At 69.5% G+C, this 16,507-nt stretch carries 17 protein-coding genes and 2 pseudogenes; 8 read left to right on the top strand and 11 right to left on the bottom strand.

The annotated features are described in order from the left end of the window. Positions 1-37: 37 nt before the first annotated feature. On the bottom strand, positions 38-2,074 hold the full coding sequence (locus OG435_RS04900) for an ATP-binding protein (protein ID WP_266875525.1): 2,037 nt from the start codon (positions 2,072-2,074) through the stop codon (positions 38-40). A 48-nt stretch (positions 2,075-2,122) separates the two neighbouring features. Then, positions 2,123-2,629, bottom strand: a complete 507-nt coding sequence (locus tag OG435_RS04895; protein WP_266875523.1) for a DUF4383 domain-containing protein — start codon at positions 2,627-2,629, stop codon at positions 2,123-2,125. A gap of 334 nt (positions 2,630-2,963) precedes the next feature. Between OG435_RS04895 and OG435_RS04890 the strand changes: the two genes are divergently transcribed. Then, positions 2,964-3,236: a hypothetical protein gene (locus OG435_RS04890; protein ID WP_266875522.1), complete on the top strand. Its 273-nt coding sequence runs from the start codon at positions 2,964-2,966 to the stop codon at positions 3,234-3,236. Here OG435_RS04890 and OG435_RS04885 read toward each other — a convergent pair. Beyond that, entirely contained in the window at positions 3,206-3,427 is a 222-nt protein-coding gene (locus OG435_RS04885; protein ID WP_266875521.1) for a hypothetical protein, read from the bottom strand. The two genes, OG435_RS04890 and OG435_RS04885, sit on opposite strands and share 31 nt — an antisense overlap. A 64-nt stretch (positions 3,428-3,491) precedes the next feature. Between OG435_RS04885 and OG435_RS04880 the strand changes: the two genes are divergently transcribed. Next, the gene (locus tag OG435_RS04880) at positions 3,492-5,609 is read left to right on the top strand and encodes an MMPL family transporter (protein WP_266875519.1); all 2,118 of its coding nucleotides are present in this window, start codon (positions 3,492-3,494) and stop codon (positions 5,607-5,609) included. 94 nt (positions 5,610-5,703) lie between these two features. Here OG435_RS04880 and OG435_RS04875 read toward each other — a convergent pair whose 3' ends face one another. The 3 genes and pseudogenes from OG435_RS04875 to OG435_RS04870 form a co-directional block, all read right to left on the bottom strand. Beyond that, complete coding sequence (locus tag OG435_RS04875) at positions 5,704-6,417, bottom strand: B12-binding domain-containing protein (RefSeq protein WP_323187935.1); 714 nt, start codon at positions 6,415-6,417, stop codon at positions 5,704-5,706. Positions 6,418-6,444: 27 nt separating this feature from the next. Further along, positions 6,445-6,690: pseudogene (locus OG435_RS50055) on the bottom strand (MerR family transcriptional regulator); the annotation flags it as partial. Further along, positions 6,687-7,151, bottom strand: a complete 465-nt coding sequence (locus OG435_RS04870) for a TspO/MBR family protein (RefSeq protein WP_266875515.1) — start codon at positions 7,149-7,151, stop codon at positions 6,687-6,689. The pseudogene OG435_RS50055 and the gene OG435_RS04870, both read right to left, overlap by 4 nt. Positions 7,152-7,452: 301 nt before the next feature. Here OG435_RS04870 and OG435_RS04865 point away from each other — a divergent pair. Beyond that, positions 7,453-8,657 (top strand): IS3 family transposase gene (locus OG435_RS04865; protein WP_266875513.1). Its coding sequence is split into 2 segments (ribosomal slippage): positions 7,453-7,744 and positions 7,744-8,657, totalling 1,206 coding nucleotides; the frame shifts between segments, so codons are not numbered across the junction. A 277-nt stretch (positions 8,658-8,934) separates the two neighbouring features. Then, complete coding sequence (locus OG435_RS04860; protein WP_266875511.1) at positions 8,935-9,363, top strand: MarR family winged helix-turn-helix transcriptional regulator; 429 nt, start codon at positions 8,935-8,937, stop codon at positions 9,361-9,363. 46 nt (positions 9,364-9,409) lie between these two features. Here OG435_RS04860 and OG435_RS04855 read toward each other — a convergent pair whose 3' ends face one another. After that, positions 9,410-10,732 carry a glycosyltransferase gene (locus OG435_RS04855; RefSeq protein WP_266875510.1) on the bottom strand — a complete coding sequence of 441 codons (1,323 nt, stop codon included), beginning with the start codon at positions 10,730-10,732 and terminating at the stop codon, positions 9,410-9,412. A 161-nt stretch (positions 10,733-10,893) separates the two neighbouring features. On the opposite strand from OG435_RS04855, the gene OG435_RS04850 reads away from it, so the two are divergent. Both OG435_RS04850 and OG435_RS04845 read left to right on the top strand, forming a co-directional pair. Next, positions 10,894-12,933: a glycosyltransferase gene (locus OG435_RS04850; RefSeq protein ID WP_266875508.1), complete on the top strand. Its 2,040-nt coding sequence runs from the start codon at positions 10,894-10,896 to the stop codon at positions 12,931-12,933. A gap of 148 nt (positions 12,934-13,081) precedes the next feature. Beyond that, positions 13,082-13,339, top strand: a pseudogene (locus OG435_RS04845) (cryptochrome/photolyase family protein); the annotation flags it as partial. Positions 13,340-13,384: 45 nt separating this feature from the next. Here the strand turns inward: OG435_RS04845 and OG435_RS04840 are convergent. The 4 genes from OG435_RS04840 to OG435_RS04825 all read right to left on the bottom strand — a co-directional run bounded on the left by OG435_RS04840 (position 13,385) and on the right by OG435_RS04825 (position 15,471). Then, positions 13,385-13,603 carry a UBP-type zinc finger domain-containing protein gene (locus OG435_RS04840; RefSeq protein WP_266881529.1) on the bottom strand — a complete coding sequence of 73 codons (219 nt, stop codon included), beginning with the start codon at positions 13,601-13,603 and terminating at the stop codon, positions 13,385-13,387. Between the two features lie 205 nt (positions 13,604-13,808). Then, on the bottom strand, positions 13,809-14,489 hold the full coding sequence (locus OG435_RS04835) for an SDR family NAD(P)-dependent oxidoreductase (protein ID WP_266875506.1): 681 nt from the start codon (positions 14,487-14,489) through the stop codon (positions 13,809-13,811). 27 nt (positions 14,490-14,516) lie between these two features. Beyond that, positions 14,517-14,696, bottom strand: coding sequence for a hypothetical protein (locus OG435_RS04830; protein WP_266875505.1), 180 nt, complete (start codon positions 14,694-14,696; stop codon positions 14,517-14,519). A 220-nt stretch (positions 14,697-14,916) separates the two neighbouring features. After that, entirely contained in the window at positions 14,917-15,471 is a 555-nt protein-coding gene (locus tag OG435_RS04825) for an oligopeptide:H+ symporter (protein WP_266875504.1), read from the bottom strand. A 91-nt stretch (positions 15,472-15,562) separates the two neighbouring features. On the opposite strand from OG435_RS04825, the gene OG435_RS04820 reads away from it, so the two are divergent. Beyond that, positions 15,563-15,823, top strand: a complete 261-nt coding sequence (locus tag OG435_RS04820) for a hypothetical protein (RefSeq protein ID WP_266875502.1) — start codon at positions 15,563-15,565, stop codon at positions 15,821-15,823. 241 nt (positions 15,824-16,064) lie between these two features. Then, the gene (locus OG435_RS04815) at positions 16,065-16,469 is read left to right on the top strand and encodes a TetR/AcrR family transcriptional regulator C-terminal domain-containing protein (protein ID WP_266875500.1); all 405 of its coding nucleotides are present in this window, start codon (positions 16,065-16,067) and stop codon (positions 16,467-16,469) included. The last annotated feature ends 38 nt before the right edge of the window (positions 16,470-16,507 follow it).

The following is a 16,507-nucleotide window of genomic DNA, read 5'->3' as shown; positions in this document are numbered from 1 at the left end:
GTCGCGTGAACCGAGCATGATTGAACATGCTTGGTGCTCACCTGTGCCGGCCTGCTTCGTCTTCGCCGAGAATCCGGGCGAGGAGCTCGGCCGGCTCTTCCCGTTCGGCGTCCTGGAGTATCCGGGTGAAGCCGTCCGCACCGAGTCGGGCCCTGAGGGACTCTTCGCACTGCTCGCGGATTGGAGCCAGTTCCGGGGTGCCGCGTTGTGGATGGCCGACGGCCCGCCAGTGCAACAACCCCGCCGCGTAGATGCGGGCCGCCCGATCCGCCTCGCCTTGAAGGGCGACCGCAGCGGCGAGCAGGTCCAGGCCGAGGGCGACTCCGAAGCTATCGCCGATCTTCCGCTTCGACAGCAGCATCGCGTGCGCCCGCTCTGCGGCCAAAGCGGGCCGAATCTGGAGGAGGGCGATCAGGGAGAGTTGGTACTCGGTGTAGGAGCGGGTCCAGTACTCGCCGATCAGGGCGCACTTCTCGCGGAGCGACTCGGCCTTCTTCTCCGCTTCGGCCAGGTCGCCGAGCCCGGTGAGGGCGAAGACGGCCACGAGCCGGCAGAACAGGCGGGCCTGCGAGAAGAAGGGATCGGCGGGCACGTCATCCAGGGCTCTTCGGACGGTGGCGTGTGCCTGGTGGGGGTCGCCGGACATCAAGTGGACGAGCCCGCTCAGGTAGGCGGCCCGTAGGGACCCCTCGGGGTCGAGGGCGGGGTCGGCCGCCTCGGAGCACCTGCTGGCCAGGGCGAATGCACCCGCGTGGTCACCCTGGAGGAGTCGCGTCGTGCCCAGTGCCCACAAGGCCTGGGTGTGTTCCGGCCCGTCCGGTTCGACTGCCCGGTCCAGGCAGCGTTCCAAGTAGCCGCGCGCCTCCTGCAGATGTCCGGTGCACGCCCAGAAGAACCCCAGCCGCCCCATCAGTGCGAGGGCCCTTCCGGGGAAGGTGATGAGGAGGTGGTCCAGGGCGGCGCACAGGTCGGTGTGGGCCTCCTCCACCCGTGCATAGGCGTCGACCTGGCCCGGTCCGAGCCAGTCCTCTTCGGCCCGGGCGGCCAGCGCGGCGAAATGGGTGGCGTGCCGGTCCGCGGCGTCGTCGAGTTCGCCCAGTTCGACGAGCCACATCCGGCCGTATTCGCGCAGCGGCTCGAGCAGTCGGAAGCCCGACTCGACCCGGGTCAGGACGGACTTGCGGACGAGGCCCTCCAGCGCGGAGGTGACGTCGGCGGCCGGGAGCCGGCGGTCCGCGCAGACCGCGCGCGCGGCCGTGGCGTCGAACTGCCCGCGAAACACGGTCAGCCGCGACCACAGGAGCCGCTCCTTCGGTTCACACAGCTCATGACTCCACCCCATGGCCGTCCACAGACTCCGATGACGCGCCGGCTGTACGGGTTTGCGCGTGTGCAGCAACTCCGCGCCCGCGTGGGCACGCAGCTGGTCCGCGAGACGCTGCGGAGAGGTGCCTGCCAGCTGGGCGGCGGCCAGTTCCAGCGCCAGCGGCAATCCGTCCAGAAGTCGGCAGACGTCCACTGCCGAGGCTTCGGCCTCCGGCCCGTGCCACGATGACCCCGCCGCCGCGGCCCGCTCGCGGAGCAGTTCCATCGAGTCGCTCTCTCCCAGAGGGCCCAGGCGAAGAACGCCCTCGCCTGCGATTCCGAGAGGTTCACGGCTGGTGACCAGCACCCGAAGCTCGGGACAGGCCGTCAGGAGGTCCGCAACCACGCTGCGTACGGCGGTGGTCAGGTGCTCACAGGAATCGAGAACCAGCAGTGTGCGGCGCCCGGACATCCACTCGGACAACCCCGCCAGCGGTTCGCGGTGCTGGTGGTCGGAGAATCCCACCGCATCGGCAAGGGTGGCCACCAGCCGCTTCTCGTCCTGCAGCGGCCACAGGTGAGCCCACCCGATCAGGACGTCCGTATCCTCGCCCGCACCGACCGCGTGCAGGGCGAGACTGGACTTGCCGACACCTCCGGCGCCGGTCACGGTCGTCAGCCGCTGCTCGGCGAGCGCGGCCACGAGCGCTGCCCTCTCGGGTGCGCGGCCGATGAGACTCGATGACGGTTCGGGAAGGTTGCCAATCACCACAGCATCCTCACCCGCGCCGCACCGCCCGCGTAGGGAAACGGACTGTTACGAGGCGATGGCCCGGCTCGCCTGTGGCTCCCGGCCGGCTTCATCCGTGGAATGACGGCGCTGCCAGTAAGGATTGTCGTGGGGGAGCTTGCTAGAGACACGGCCGTACATCCCGAAGGTCATGATGATCAAGCCCATGACGAAGCTGAACATCACGTTCGTCATGCCGAATCCCAGGATGTTGGCGCCCGTGTCGAGGATGAAGATGTGCGCGAACCCGCTGAGCAGGAACAGGCCTCCCACCGTGATGTTCAGGGTGGAGGCGAAGTTTCCGCCGATGACGGCGCCCGCAGCCAGTCCGAGCCCGACGAGGACGGAGATGACGCTCAGAGTGGTGTTGGTGGTCAGGCCCGCGATGGTCTCGCCTTGCGTGTCGAAGGGGCGGAGGGCTCCGGCGAAGCCGAGCACACCGAACGCGATCAGGATCAGCCCGCAGAGAAGGGCGCCATAGCGGTAGACGGTTGCCAGCCTGTGATCGACTGGGAGTTCGTCGCTCAGCTTCATGAATACTCCTCAGCTGGTGGGGACGCGGTGCTTCGCTTCTCGTAGAGGCAGGGCCACCTCCGGCGAGGTGGCCGGTCCGGCCGAACGTACCCCCAGCTCGATCTGCTGAGCGACTTGCACCCTTTATGCACAATTTTGAGGTCGCGACTTCCCCTGCCTGCTGGGTTGCCGTAGAGCGGAGGATCCGGCATCCGCCATGTCTCCGCCGGCGGATGCCGCACAGAGAGGACACCGCCCGGCGAATGGGCCTGTACTGAATTCCACCATCCTCCCGCAATTGCGGGCCGTGCGGGTGGTCGGCCGTCACGAGCCAGGGGCGAATCGTTGCCCCGGCATGAGTGACTTCATGGTTCAGATTCCTGCTGACTGGCTTGCCCGTGTATTCCTTTCACTGCGACGTGGCACATCGGACGACGCGCGCATGCTGGCGGCCGAACTTCGGCCGTTCACGGAGAAGCCGGGTCAGCGGGTTCCGGTGCCCAGAACGACACTCCTGCGCACGGAGATCGCCCTGCGCGGCGAACTGCGGCAGATGAGCGAGGACGGACGGCGCCAAAGGCTCTCCGAGGAAGCCGGCTACCTGATCAACGCCGCCCTGGCGCGGTAAGCACCGCGGGCGCGCAGCCGCCCACGTGTGCCCTCTTCCACGACGAGCGCGGCCCGGACGAGGCAGGAGCCGATCACCACCCGCGACCAGACCGGCTTCGTCGCGACTCCCCGCAGAAAAACGGCGAAGGACCGCAACCCGATCAGGTCGTCGTACGGAAGTACGGCGGGAGGGGTGTTCGTGGAGTCCACGCTTCCAGCATAGTATCTCTCAATGATTGAGATACTTGATTGCTGAGATGACTGAGGGGTTGCAGTGGGAAGCACATCGCGATGGGTTAGATGGCTGGTGCCGTCGGTCCTGCTGGTGGCGTGGCTGGGGATCGGCGCAGTCCTCGGCCCGTACGCCGGGAAGCTCGGCGAAGTCGCCACCAACGACCAGGCGGCCTTCCTGCCGCAGAGCGCCGAGTCCACCAAGGTCCTCGAAGCGCGCAAGGCCTTCGAGCGCTCCGCATCGGTGCCCGCCATCGTCGTCTGGCAGGCCTCCCACGGGGGGCGGGTCACGGACGGGCAGCAGCGGGAGGCGACCCGGGCGGTAGCCGCGGTAGCCGGGCGCACCGGCGTCACCGGACCGCCGTCGCCCGCCTTGCTCTCGGACGATGGTCTGGCGTTGCAAGCCATCGTGCCGATCGCCCCTGATCTGGGCGATGATCTCCCGGCCGTCTTGGAGGAAATGCGCTCGCTGGCCGGCGAGGTGCCGGGGCTGAGCGTGCAGATCGCGGGACCGGCGGCCACGCAGGCCGATCTCGCGGACGCCTTCGCCGGAATCGACGGACTGCTGGTCGGTGTGGCGCTCGGCGCCGTGCTCCTGATCCTCCTGTTGGTCTACCGCAGCTTGCTCCTGCCGCTGATGATCATCATCAGCGCGGTGTTCGCACTGGGCCTCGCATGCGCGGTCGTCTACTGGCTGGCCGACCGGGACGTCGTACGGGTCGACGGCCAGGTCCAGGGAATTCTGTCCATCCTGGTCATCGGTGCGGCGACCGACTACGCGCTGTTGCTGGCAGCGCGGTTCAAGGAGGAACTCGCGGCACGCGGCGACCGGATGGCAGCCGTGGCGGCCGCCGTCCGGCGTTCGGCAGGAGCGATCACCGCCAGCGCGGCAACCGTTGCCCTGGGCCTCCTAGCCCTGCTCGCCAGCGATCTGACCAACAACAGGGCCCTCGGCCCGGTCGGCGCGATCGGCATCGTCTGTTCCGTCCTGAGCACCCTCACCTTCCTGCCCGCCGTACTGGTACTCCTCGGCCGCACGGCCTTCTGGCCGGCCACCCCGAAGCCCGGCGATGCCGGGGGCGGGGGTCACGCCCTGTGGCGCCGCGTCGCGGCCGCCATCGACCGGGCGCCGCGCCGGGTCTGGGCATCAACCGCGCTGCTCCTGCTCGTCCTCGCCGGGTTCGCGTCGACCCTGTCCTCCAAGGGCGTGCCCCTGGAGGAGATCTTCGTCAAGGACGCGCCCTCCGTCGCCGCCCAGCAGACTCTCAGCCGGCACTTCCCGGGCGGATCAGGCCAGCCTGCAGTGATCATCGCGGATTCGGGAAGGGCGGCCGAAGTGCAGGCCGCTGCCCTGAAGACGGACGGTGTAGCAGGGGCGACGACTGTCACGGCCTCGGGCCGACCCGGTGGCGAGCCCCTGGTCGTCGACGGCCGGGTCCGCATCGACGCCACCCTCGCGGCCGCCGCCGACAGCGACGCGGCGAAGCGAACGGTCGCGGATCTGCGTACGCGCCTGCACGCCGTACCGGAGGCCGAGGCGATCGTGGGCGGTTACACCGCCCAGAAGTACGACACCGAACAGACCGCGGCCCGCGACCGCACGGTCATCGTCCCGATCGTCCTCGGCATCATCCTGCTGATCCTCATCCTGCTCCTGCGCGCACTGCTGGTCCCCCTCCTCCTCGTGGCCACGGTCGCACTCAATTTCCTGGCCACCCTGGGTGTTTCCGCGCTCGTCTTCCAGCACCTCTTGGGCTTCAGCGGCACGGACGCCTCGGTTCCCTTGTACGGGTTCGTCTTCCTGGTGGCGCTCGGCGTCGACTACAACATCTTCCTGATGTCCCGGGTCCGTGAGGAGTCGCTCGTCCACGGGGTCCGTCAAGGTGTGCTGCGTGGTCTGACCACGACCGGTGGTGTCATCACCTCGGCGGGGGTGGTCTTGGCCGCCACTTTCGCGGCCCTCATGGTCATCCCTCTCGCCTTCCTCGTGCAGATCGCCTTCATCGTCGCCTTCGGCGTCCTCCTTGACACCCTTGTCGTACGGTCCCTCCTGGTGCCCGCGCTGGTGCTCGACATCGGCCCGCGGAGCTGGTGGCCCAGCGCCCTGGCCCGTCAGCAGGACCCGGATACGACCGGCATCGCGCGGAGCGAAACCTCGTAGCCGCACCGCGCCGGCTGGTAACGATCGGCGGCCCCAACCGTCTGTGTGGCGCGAGGACCGCCCTCGGTATGCGCGGGCGGTCCTCGCGCGCGGATCACCTCAGAAGGCGTCGTTCGATCAGGTCCAGCCCGGAGCGCAGGCCGGTCAGCCGCCTCGACCCGGCCTGAGGGACGGAGTCCCAACCAGGCCCGGCCACCAGCAGCGTGGACCGTGACCTCGCTCCCCGTACGCCCCACTCGACGCCCTCGACCGCGTTCACCAACTCCGCCGCGTCCGCGGGCCGTCCCTGGGCCCACACCACCACCATCAAAGGCCCCACCCGCCGCACCGCCTCGCTCAAAGCGCTCACGGGAAGTGCCGGACCGAACATCTTCGCCGGCAGTCCACGCTCTCCCAGAGCTGCCCACAGGGCTTCCAACGGCAGGCTGTGCAGCTCTCCGGGCGCGCACGCCAGAACGACCGGACGTACTCCCTCGCGAGGCGGTTGGCGTCGCCGGTACAGGCGCCGCAGAGCCGAGGAGACGAGCCACGACAGCAGATGCTCGACCTCGATGTAGCGCTCACCCGACGAAGCCCACTTACGGCCCGCCGCGTGCAGCGTCGGCGAGATGATCTCCTCCCAGGCCACCACGCAGCCGTGGTCCTCGATCGCCCGCTCCAGCAAGACCTCCACCGCCTCCGCGTCCAGCCGTACGGCGGCCCGTGCCAGCCCCCGGCATTCGGCACGGACCGTCCCCAGGGGCAGCGCGCCGCGGCCTCCCGGCGCCCGCCCTGACCCGGCCGACGCGTCACCCGTATCCCTGGACACTCCGCCGGCTGACGCCCGCGCGGCACGCGCGGCTTCCGAGGGAGGAACACCCCGAGCGGTAAGACGGCACATCTCCTCCAGCCGCGTGATGTCCTCCGGCAGCCAGCGGCGATGTTTGCCCCCGATGCGGACGGCGGGACCGATCGCATATCGACGCTCCCACGAACGAAGCGTGGTGGCAGCCACACCAAGATGCTGCGCCACAGCCCCCGTGCTCAGCCCCACCACCACCACCTCCGCGGGAGGCGTCTGGGGGTCCTTGTCGAGCCTCATGGGTTGAGCTGCCAGATGGACGCGTTGAGGGCGGTCGCGAAAGCCACCCACCCCAGGTAGGGAATCAGCAACCCCGCCGCCGTGACACTCAACCGCCGGAAGCGCACGATGGTCGTGCCGAGCGCGGCCAAGAGAAGGGCGATGTCCAACAGGGCGAGCCCGTACTGGCGGGCAGCGAAGAACAACGGGGTCCAGGCGAGATTGAGCACGAGCTGTACCCACCACCACGTCAGTGCTCCGCGAACCCGATGGCGGTTCGGGTGGCGCCAGACCAGCCAGGCCGAGATACCGATGGTGGCGTACAGCACAGTCCAGACCGGGCCGAAAAGCCAGGAAGGAGGGGCCCAAGAAGGTCGGTCCAGCGCCCCGTAGATCTCACCTGCATCGACGGATGCAATGGCCCCGAGGGCCGCGACGCCATAGCTCACGGCGAGGAAGCCCACAAAGGCCAACCCGCTCACCCATGGGTGCCGGCGTCCTGGCGCCGGCGCCGAGGCGGATGTCTCAAAACCTGGCACGGCCGGCTCCCGGTGGGCTAGAAGACGTTCCTGCGAGAGTGGACGAGCGGGCACGGAGCCGAAGCCACCACCGGCGCCCGACCGTCTCTACTCCTGCTTCCGACCCCGCCCCCCAACCGGATGCAATCGGGTGGAAGGCCGGATGGCCGGTGATCTCGATGAACGCGGCAGAGGGGGAGGGCCTTGACCCCTGATTTTGCACACACGAGACACTGGATCCTGAGGATCTGAGAACGGACATCTCGTGGTCATGAAGAACTACCCGCCGGAGTTCAAGGCGGACGCGGTCGCGCTGTACGAGTCGCGGCCGGAGGCGACGATAACGTCGGTCGCCGCCGATCTGGGGATCAACCCGGAGACGCTGCGGAACTGGGTCCGGGCGGCCGGAGCGAGTCGGCCCCGCGGACGCCGGACGCAGGAACCGGCCCAGCCGCCGGCCCCGCTGGAGGCAGAGAACGCAGCTCTGCGGAAGAAGGTCCGTGAGCTGGAAGAGGAACGCGAGATCCTGCGGAAAGCGGCGAAGTATTTCGCCGGGGAGACGCGCTGGTGAACCGCTTCCAGTGCGTCGCCGACCATCAGCGCCGCTACGGCGTGAAGCGGCTCTGCAGCATCCTTGGTGTCAGCCGCTCGAGCTTCTACTACTGGCGCCGGACAGCCACGGGCCGGGCCGCCCGGCAGGCAGCCGACGCGAGGCTCACCGTCCGGATACGGGCCGTGCACAAGGAATCGGACGGCACTTACGGAGCCCCGAGGATCACCGCCGAGCTCCGCGAGACGAGCGGAGAAGCGGTGAACCACAAGCGGGTCGCCAGACTCATGCGGGCGTCCGGGATCGAAGGAGTCCGGTTGCGCCGCCGGCACCGCACCACCGTCCCCGACCCGACCGCGGCCAAGGCGCCGGACCTGATCGGCCGCGACTTCACCGCCGAAATCCCGAACACGAAGTACGTCGGCGACATCACCTACCTGCCCATCGACGGCGGGAAGTTCTGCTACCTGGCGACCGTCATCGACCTCGCCTCGAGCCGGTTGGCCGGCTGGGCGATCGCCGGCCACATGCGCGCGGACCTCGTCACCGACGCCCTGGCCGCAGCGATCCGCACGCGCGGCAGCCTTGCCGGATCGATCATGCACACCGACCACGGAGCCCAGTACACGAGCAGGGCATTCGCCGAAGCCTGCAGGTCAGCAGGGGTCCGGCGAAGCATGAGCGCGGTCGGGTCCAGCGCGGACAACGCACTCGCCGAGTCCTTCAACGCGACCTTCAAACGCGAAACCCTGCAGGGACGAAAGAGCTGGCCAGACGAGTGCGAAGCCCGACTCGACGCCTTCCGATGGCTGACCCGATACAACACCCGACGCCGACACTCCCGCCTCGGACAACGATCACCGATCGCCTTCGAAAACGCCCTCCACCTCACACCAACTACGCTGACACCAGCCGCATAACCCGTGTTCAGGATTCGGGGTCAAGGCCCGGATTCTCGTAGCTCCATGCCACCTGCAGGGACTCGGCCCGGCGGTCAGGCCCAACTGGTCTTGAATCCTGCGCGCAGCCGGAACCGTTCGGACCCTGAGTCGATCTTGACGTACCGCACGTGCTCGGCCCCGGCGCCGACCAGGGGCGAGCGCCGACTCGGGTTAGTCTGTGCACGTGGAGGCGGCAGACAGGCAACCAGACGATGAGGCCAGTGCCGCTCGGCATACCGCCGTCGACCCGCGACTGATGGAGATGGCCCGCCACCTGCGTCGCGTCAACAGCGAGATGAACGTTCTCATCCACCGCTTCGCCGGTGAAAACGGCCTGCACGCCACCGATATCCAGGCCCTCGGCGCCATCCTCGACGCGCAGACCCCCATGACACCGGGGAGACTCGGCCAGCACCTGGGCCTCACATCCGGAGCCGTCACCGCATGCCTGGACCGACTGGAGAAGGCAGGCCACCTGCGCCGCGTCCGCGACGCCACCGACCGGCGTGTCGTCCACCTCCACTACGAACCCACGGCCCGGAAGGTGGCCTCCGACCACTTCCGCGTTCTGGCGCGCGCCACGGAGCGGGCCCTGGAACGCGCCGGCGAGGACGACGCATCTGCGGCCCTGCGGTTCCTGGAGATGCTCGGCGAAGAGTTCTCCACAGACGAGCCGCTCCCGTGAGGGAAGCAGCGGGGCGCGGCTCCAACCGTTGAGTCGGCGCAACGGTTCAGGCCATCAAATGGATCAGTCTGCCGGCCGCTTGCGCGGGGCCGCGTGAGCGCACGTGCCGGCGGAGTTGATCGAGGGCGTGCCGGGGTGCGTCCAGGAGCGTGGAGACGGCACGGCCCGCGGCGCCGGCGTCCAACCCGTTCGGGTCGAGACACAGGGCCGCCCCCGCCCTTTCGGCATCGTGAGCGATGGAGAACTGGTCGCTGGAGAAGGGGAGGAGAAGGGCGGGCACCCCGGCGGCCAGGCACTCGGTGAAGGAGTTGTTCCCGCCGTGGTGGACCATCGCATCCACTCGTGTGAGCAGCGATTGCTGAGGTACGGTCGCCGCGACCGAGACCCGCGGGCCGGCCAGGGGGGCCAGCGACTCAGCACGGTCCCCGGCCGCAAGGATCACCGAGGTGTCCTCGCACTCGGCCAGGATCCCCCGGGTCACTGCCTCCAGTACGTCATGCCGGGCCGAGAGGAACGTTCCCAGCGCCACCAGCACCACGCGTCGGCCCCCCTGCCGTAGCCTGCGCAGTTCGGATTCCCAGAACGGACCGGGCCCTTCCGGTTCGGCGCGAGTGAAGTGCCCGCTGAAGACGTATTCCGGTCCTTCGGGGCGCGGGGGGAGCCAGTCCAGGCGCGGATAGTGCAGAACCACTGCTCGGGGCGAACAGAGCGCGAACGCCCGCCTCGGTACCGGTCGGTGCGGTGCGTGAAGGGATATGAACCGTGCGAAGAGCGCGGTGAAGGAGCGGTCGTTCACCAGCGCCTCCTCGCGCAGCGTGTGCAGCGCGGCGGCCGCCGGCCGTACGGCGTGCGGCCACGCGTAGGGCACTCCGAACAGCGCGTCCGGCGCGGCCGGCAGATAACTGGGATGCCCCGGGCAGAACGTCGCGTAGGGCAGGTCCAGGCAGTGCAGTGCGAGGGTGGCGGGGTAACTCAGCTGGTCCACCACGTACCAGTCCGCCGGCCGGCGGGCGTGCAGTGACCGCAGTTCCTCCAGAACCCGCTCTGGTTCGGCGAGCATGTCGGCCCCGCGATGGCGGGCCTGAACCAGCAGCGCGGGAACAGCCCCGGCGAGCGTGGCATCGAGGAACTCCTCCAAGCGCCGAGACTCGTCCTGGCCCTGCACCGTGCGCCGGGCGATTCCGGTATTCGCATTGCGCGTGACCGTCAGCGGGGTGAACTCCACCCCCGCCGCTTCAGCCAGAGGTGCGAACGCTTCGCCGCAGGCGAAGGTGACCTCCGCCCCCGCCGTACGGAGCTCTCCCGCCAGCACGGACAGCGGGGACGCGTGCGAGTGGAACGGTGGAGCGATCACGGTGACACGCGGCACGAAGGCCTCACTTCCGGCAGAGGGCTGTCCTGCCCCCTTCGGTCGGAGGCGGGCATCCGGAGGCAGCACGCACGGTGGCCGGTTGCCCCCTCCTCCGCATCCAAAGCCGTTTACGCGACGGAATCAGCGGTGACCATCCGCCCGAGCGAGAGCAGCGCCCCATGGACGCAACCACCCCGCAGGAAGGGCTCGACCCCTTTGTCGTGGCCCGACAGGGCTTCTGGGACGCCAGAGGAGCGCCGCGGATACCCGCGACATTCGGAACACTGGCCTCCTTCCTCAACGCCGAGTACCGCCCGCGGCACGAAGGCCATCCGGCCGACCGCCTGCCGGATCCGGGCGACAGGAAGACGGCCCTCCTGCGTCGCGCCCTGCGCCTGCGTGGGTCCGTCGACCCCGAAGAACTCCTGGCCGCCACCCTGAACGCAGACCAACGGTTGCGCAGCACCGTCGCGGAAGCCTGGCCGCTGTCGCTACGCCGCCACGGAACCGAGTCCGTCCGCCGCGCACTCACCCAGAGGATCCTGCAGTGTACCGACCCCGAAACCCTGGCTCATCTGATCGACCTCGCCACCGCGGGACGGCTCCACATCATGGAGCCAAACAGGTGGGCTTCCCACGCCCGGCGAAGCCCCTTGAACAACAGGTCGGCCAGGTTGGCCCTGTGGCGCCACCTCGCGGGCCAACCCGCGTGTCGGCATCTACTCCCGAAGCCCGATACCGCGACAGAGGCCTATGAACGGCTGCTCCTCACGGCCGCCACAGGCGAGCGTCTCTTCGAACCTCCCGCACTGCCGCACGCAGCCGGCCTGCTGGTGGTTCAGTCGATGCTGCTCGGTGAGATGGACACCCCGGGAGAGGGGAGCAGCGGCGGTCTCGGAGTCCTCCTCGCCGGCCTGGGCGACGCGCTCGCGCGGACGGAGGGCATCGATGCCGTCATCACCCTCGTGACCAAGGACGCGCGTGAGCTCCTGGCCGAGCCCACCCTCCTGGGAGGTCGCGGACCTGGACACTGGACGGTCAGCCTGCCGACCGACCCCCACGCCACTACCGCTCCGGGGATAGGGGCAGGGGGCGAGGCAAGTGCGCTCACCTGGTGGACACGCATGATCCTCGAAGGGCTCGGACGACGGCCCGACCTGGTCCATGTCAGGTACGCCGACGACAGATCCCTGGCAGTCGCCGAAGCAGCGCGCGAGCTCGGCACCCGACTGGTCTTCACGGCCACCCCCGACCCGCACCGCCGCGTCAGCGAGCGGTACGCGGGGCGAACGGTCACCGGCGACACCTCGGCGGAGGACCTGCGCCAAGACCTGCACCGCGTCTTCACGGCCGACAGGCTCGTCGATCGCGCCGACGCCGTCATCGGTATCCCGGGCCGCGGCGGAACAGCGGAGTTGGTCCGCTACCTTCCCCAACTCGCAGCCGCACGCGCAGGACGAGGACCGATCGCGCCACCGGAGGGGATCACCGCCTATCAGCCCGCCGCCGACGAGCCCCGCAGACGCGAGCGCCTGCTGGAACGGCTCTTCGAGACCGGGCTGCCCTCTAAGCTCGAAGCCGACCAGCGCGGCCAGCCCATCCTGCTCACCGTGGGGCGCCTGCACCCGCTCAAGCAGCAGCACGTCTTGGTGCGCGCATGGATCGAATCCGGACTGTATCTCCGCTCGACGCTCGTGATCGTGGGCGGATCCCCTCGCGTGGATCGGGCGGATCCGGGAGAGCTGCACGTGCGGAAGGCGATCGCCGATCTCATGGTCGCGACCCCGACCGCGTCTTCGCGGCTGGCCATGATGGCAGCGATGCCCAACGCCGAAGTCCGCTGTCTGGAGCGGGCGCTGGCCCGATCCGGAACCACGGGCCGGGCCTATTACGTCTGCCCTAGCGCGAAGGAGGAGTTCGGCATCGCCGTGCTCGAAGCCATGGATGCGGGCCTGCCGGTCGCAGCCACGAGCCGTGGCGGAGTTCCCCACTACTTGGAGGACACGGTCAACGGGCTGCTCCTGGACACCTCCTCGTCCAAGGGCTTGGCCGAGGGGCTGGAGGCGCTGCTGTCCCTGAAGCCTGCGGTTCTCGACGCCATGGCGCGCCGGGCTCGGGCCACGGTCCGTACGAGCTACTCGATCGACGCCGCGGCCTCCGCCTTCGCCTCCGTCTACGCGGAACTGCCCGGGATCGACGCGACCGCTCCCGAGGCATGACCGGTCGAGCGCGGCCGGACTCCCGGCCGTCCGGGGGTGAGGAGCGGGTCCCGTACCGATGGGTGCGGGACCTCTCGCCGTGACGTCGAGCTCCAGAGGATGCAACCATCCGCGATGGACGCATCCGGTGCCGGTTCGCGGAGCGAAGAGTCAGCCCTACACCTCGGGCGGCGCCTACATCCACCGGATGAGCGACCTGTGCGAGGGCTGCCGATACCGGCCCACGGACCGCAGCGGCGAACGGGCCTGTCCCTACACCGTCGGCTACTGGTCCTTCCTCGACCGGCATCGCGCACGGCTGGAGGGCAATCCCCGGATGGCCCGGGCCGTGAAGGGCCTGGACCGGCTCGGCGACGTCGAGCAGGTCACCCGGGCGCACCGCGCGACCGGCGACACACCACCCTGAGCACCCTGAGCCCTGAACGGCGGGCAGTCTCAGCTCCGGGGATTCCTACCCCTCCGGCACGTGAACGAGAAAGAGTTCGTCCACGAAACACCACGCCCAGGCCTCGACGGGATCCATCGACAGCACCACGGGGTGGCCCGTCTGCGCGTGGTGGGCGTAGGCGTGGCGGCCTCGCGAACTGTCGCAGCATCCAACGTGCCCGCACGTCGCACACCACCGCAGCCGGGCCCAAGTCCACCCGCGTTCGCGGCACTCCGCGCACATCCCCACAGGCGTCACCGGCTGTCCGGGAAGCGCGGCGAGGTGGGAACACGTACGTTCTTCGACACGCCCGCCGTCGGGTGAGACCACCCATGAAGAGAGCTGTCCCCGGAGACTCTCGGGGTCGGCGCCGATGTGATCCAACTCGTTTCCTCTCCTCGGCCTACGGGGACACGGGGACACGGGCTGAGCGCGTGCACCGCGGCCCTCATGCTCCTCCTCCGAGGCGGGCGACCTCCGCGAGTCGGTCGACCATCGCACGCACGGCCGCACCGGGGTCGGCCCCCGTCGGCAGGGCGGGCGCGCTACCTGTCACCGGCCGTTCCGAGAAACCGGTTTCCAGGTGCGGGAGCCGGAAGTCGAGCACCTGTATGCGCCGTGCCCGCCCTTCACGCGCTACGACACCGAGCCAACAACTCAGAGCGGTCTTGGACGCCGCGTAATCGGCTGTTCCCAGCATCGGCCGGTCCACGATCGCTCCCGTCGCGGCGGCCAGGACGGCTCCCTCCGCGACGCAGGCAACCGCCCCGCGCAGCACCGCCGCGGGGCAAAGGAAGTTCACGGTGAACAGGTGCTCGGCCACCGCATCAGGTACGTCCTCGGCCCGCCCGAAACCGGCTACCCCCACCAGAACGAGCACCCCGTCCAGCGCGCCCAACTCCTGAAGGGCCCAGGGCGCGAGAGCGGCGCAGCCGTCGAGGTCATATGCGTCGATCAGCCGAGCGGGACCGCCGAAAGCCTCGGAGCAGGCAGTCAGCCGCTGCTCGTTCCTCCCTGCCAAAGCGAGGAGGGCACCCCGCTCGTGGAGCTCTTGGGTGGCGAGGTGACCCAGGGCCCCCGTGGCGCCCACGACCAGCAGCCGGGCTCCCACGAGCCCCTTGGCGGTCATGACCGGCGCGTTGGGTACCGCACGTGATCACAACCCCGCGATCCGGGCTGCGAAGAAGCCGGCCACCAAGACCGCGCCGAAAGCTATCAACCCCAAGAACAGCCAGGGGTGCTCCCAGAGCCCACCGTCCGGCCGCTCCTGATGCGCCTCGGCGGTGCAGCCCTCACCCGATGGGGTTTCCTCGGGCGTGACACTGTACGTGTTCATGGCGCCTCCTGGGCTCGGTGCCGTTGCACCACCTCATATTTCCGTGACGGTCCGCCGCGCGCCTTTCGCGTCGTTTGTGCAGCGTCTGGCGAGGTGAGCCATCGAGGGACCGACCGGACCGACCGCAGGAAGAACGTCGACGAAGGCGGCACTGGGGGCTGGCGGCGGCGGGTGCACGCGCGACCTCCTGTCTCGGCTGCGCCGACGGAGCTCCGAACCTTCAGCGGGTGTGGCCCATCAGGGTGAGGATGCGGCCGCGGCCGGTGAATACGAGGAGTGCGACCAGGACCGCCAGGACCGCTTCGGTGAGGACGACGGGGGTGGTGTCGAGGTGTGATCCGGCCTGGACGAGGAGGGAGGCGGCGCAGTCGCCGGCGGTGACGGCGAGGAACCAGACGCCCATGAGGAGGCTGGCGTACTTGGCGGGGGCGATCCGGGAGGTCAGGGAGAGGCCGACGGGGGAGAGGCAGAGTTCGCCGAGGCACTGGACGAGGTAGATGGCGATCAGCCACAGGGGGCTGACCTTGGTGCCGCTGCCGGAGGAGGCCATGGGGATCGAGAAGACGAAGAACGAGACGCCGATCAGGGCGAGGCCGATGGCGAACTTCGTGACCAGGCTGGGTTCCTCGCGGCGCCGGGCGAGGAGGGGCCAGATCGCGGCGAAGACGGGGGCCATCAGCAGGACCCACATGCTGTTCGCGGACTGGAGCCAGGAGCTGGGGAAGGAGAAGCCGAGGAGGCTGCCGGTGGTGTGGCTCGCGCCGAAGATGGCCATGGTGGAGGACCGGCGGCAACGGTGGCAGCCCGCCGGGCCTCACCTCAGACTCGTCGCCAGAGACGACGAGCACGAGGAAGGACAACGACCCATGCCGCAAGCCGAGGAAGAGGATGTCGCCGCCCTGCCCGTCAGTACGGTGGACCAGGGCCCGGGAAGAGCCGCCGGACAGCTGCGGACCGTGCTCAGGAAGACCAATCTGCTCCCGGCGTTCCTGGTGCTCACGGTCATGATGGTGGCCCTGTGGCTCATGGGCATGCCCTTCCTCCAGGCCCTGACGATCTCGACCGCGGTGAAGATCGCGGTGGCCCTGCTCGAACTCCGCCGCCTGCCCGGCCCTCCCGCCGGCTGACGTGGAGACCGCGGCTGCCGGCGGGGGTTCGTAGAAGGCCAATCCGGTGACCGGCATGGAAGAGCTCGTAGTGGCCGAGCGCAGCGTAGCTGCCCCGCCCCGCCCCACCGCGAGCGCCCCGGCGACCAACAGCATGCCGCCACCGACGCCGTCGTCACCCGGGCGGTCACGCTGACGTCCGCGGCCACGCACGACACCGCCCGGGACGACATCCGCACCATCGCGCTGGGCGGTGTCGTGCGTGGCCGAGGAACATCCCTGGCTGGCCACGCAGCTCGCCCAGCAGCTCTCCCGAGGCTCCGAAGCGTCCGTGGCGCCGCGGATCTTCGAGGCCCTCGGGCAGCGGGTACGCGCACTCGGCGCCCCCGAGGCGAGCTGGTTCACCATCGCCTCCGCGCTCGTCCACTGCATCCTGGGCGTAGCGGGCCGGCACGCCGCGAACGCCGCGAGCGCCCGCACCGCCGCCCCCGGCGTGAGCAGGGAGGACTTCCTCTCGGCGGCCGCCAGGGCGTGGCAGCAGAGCGTCCCCGACCAGTACCCCTTCACCCGCGCCGTCGCCGGCCAGATCGAAGCCCACGACGACCGCGCCCAATTCCTCGCGGGCATTGATCTCATCCTCGCCGGCGTCACCGCTCAGTACCTGTAGGCGGCCGGTCCTCCAGGCCGTCGCGCGTACTCCACCAG

The sequence above is a fragment of the Streptomyces sp. NBC_01264 genome, from assembly GCF_026340675.1.
GTDB lineage: Bacteria > Actinomycetota > Actinomycetes > Streptomycetales > Streptomycetaceae > Streptomyces.
This window is presented reverse-complemented; position numbering and strand designations above follow the sequence as displayed.

What these genes read in the sequence shown, in the direction of transcription:
- OG435_RS04895 (WP_266875523.1), bottom strand. Translation starts at nt 2,629, where the DNA reads ATGAAGCTGAGCGACGAACTCCCAGTCGATCACAGGCTGGCAACCGTC.
- OG435_RS04890 (WP_266875522.1), top strand. Translation starts at nt 2,964, where the DNA reads ATGAGTGACTTCATGGTTCAGATTCCTGCTGACTGGCTTGCCCGTGTA.
- OG435_RS04860 (WP_266875511.1), top strand. Translation starts at nt 8,935, where the DNA reads ATGGAGATGGCCCGCCACCTGCGTCGCGTCAACAGCGAGATGAACGTT.
- OG435_RS04850 (WP_266875508.1), top strand. Translation starts at nt 10,894, where the DNA reads ATGGACGCAACCACCCCGCAGGAAGGGCTCGACCCCTTTGTCGTGGCC.
- OG435_RS04840 (WP_266881529.1), bottom strand. Translation starts at nt 13,603, where the DNA reads ATGTGCGCGGAGTGCCGCGAACGCGGGTGGACTTGGGCCCGGCTGCGG.
- OG435_RS04835 (WP_266875506.1), bottom strand. Translation starts at nt 14,489, where the DNA reads ATGACCGCCAAGGGGCTCGTGGGAGCCCGGCTGCTGGTCGTGGGCGCC.
- OG435_RS04830 (WP_266875505.1), bottom strand. Translation starts at nt 14,696, where the DNA reads ATGAACACGTACAGTGTCACGCCCGAGGAAACCCCATCGGGTGAGGGC.
- OG435_RS04825 (WP_266875504.1), bottom strand. Translation starts at nt 15,471, where the DNA reads ATGGCCATCTTCGGCGCGAGCCACACCACCGGCAGCCTCCTCGGCTTC.
- OG435_RS04820 (WP_266875502.1), top strand. Translation starts at nt 15,563, where the DNA reads ATGCCGCAAGCCGAGGAAGAGGATGTCGCCGCCCTGCCCGTCAGTACG.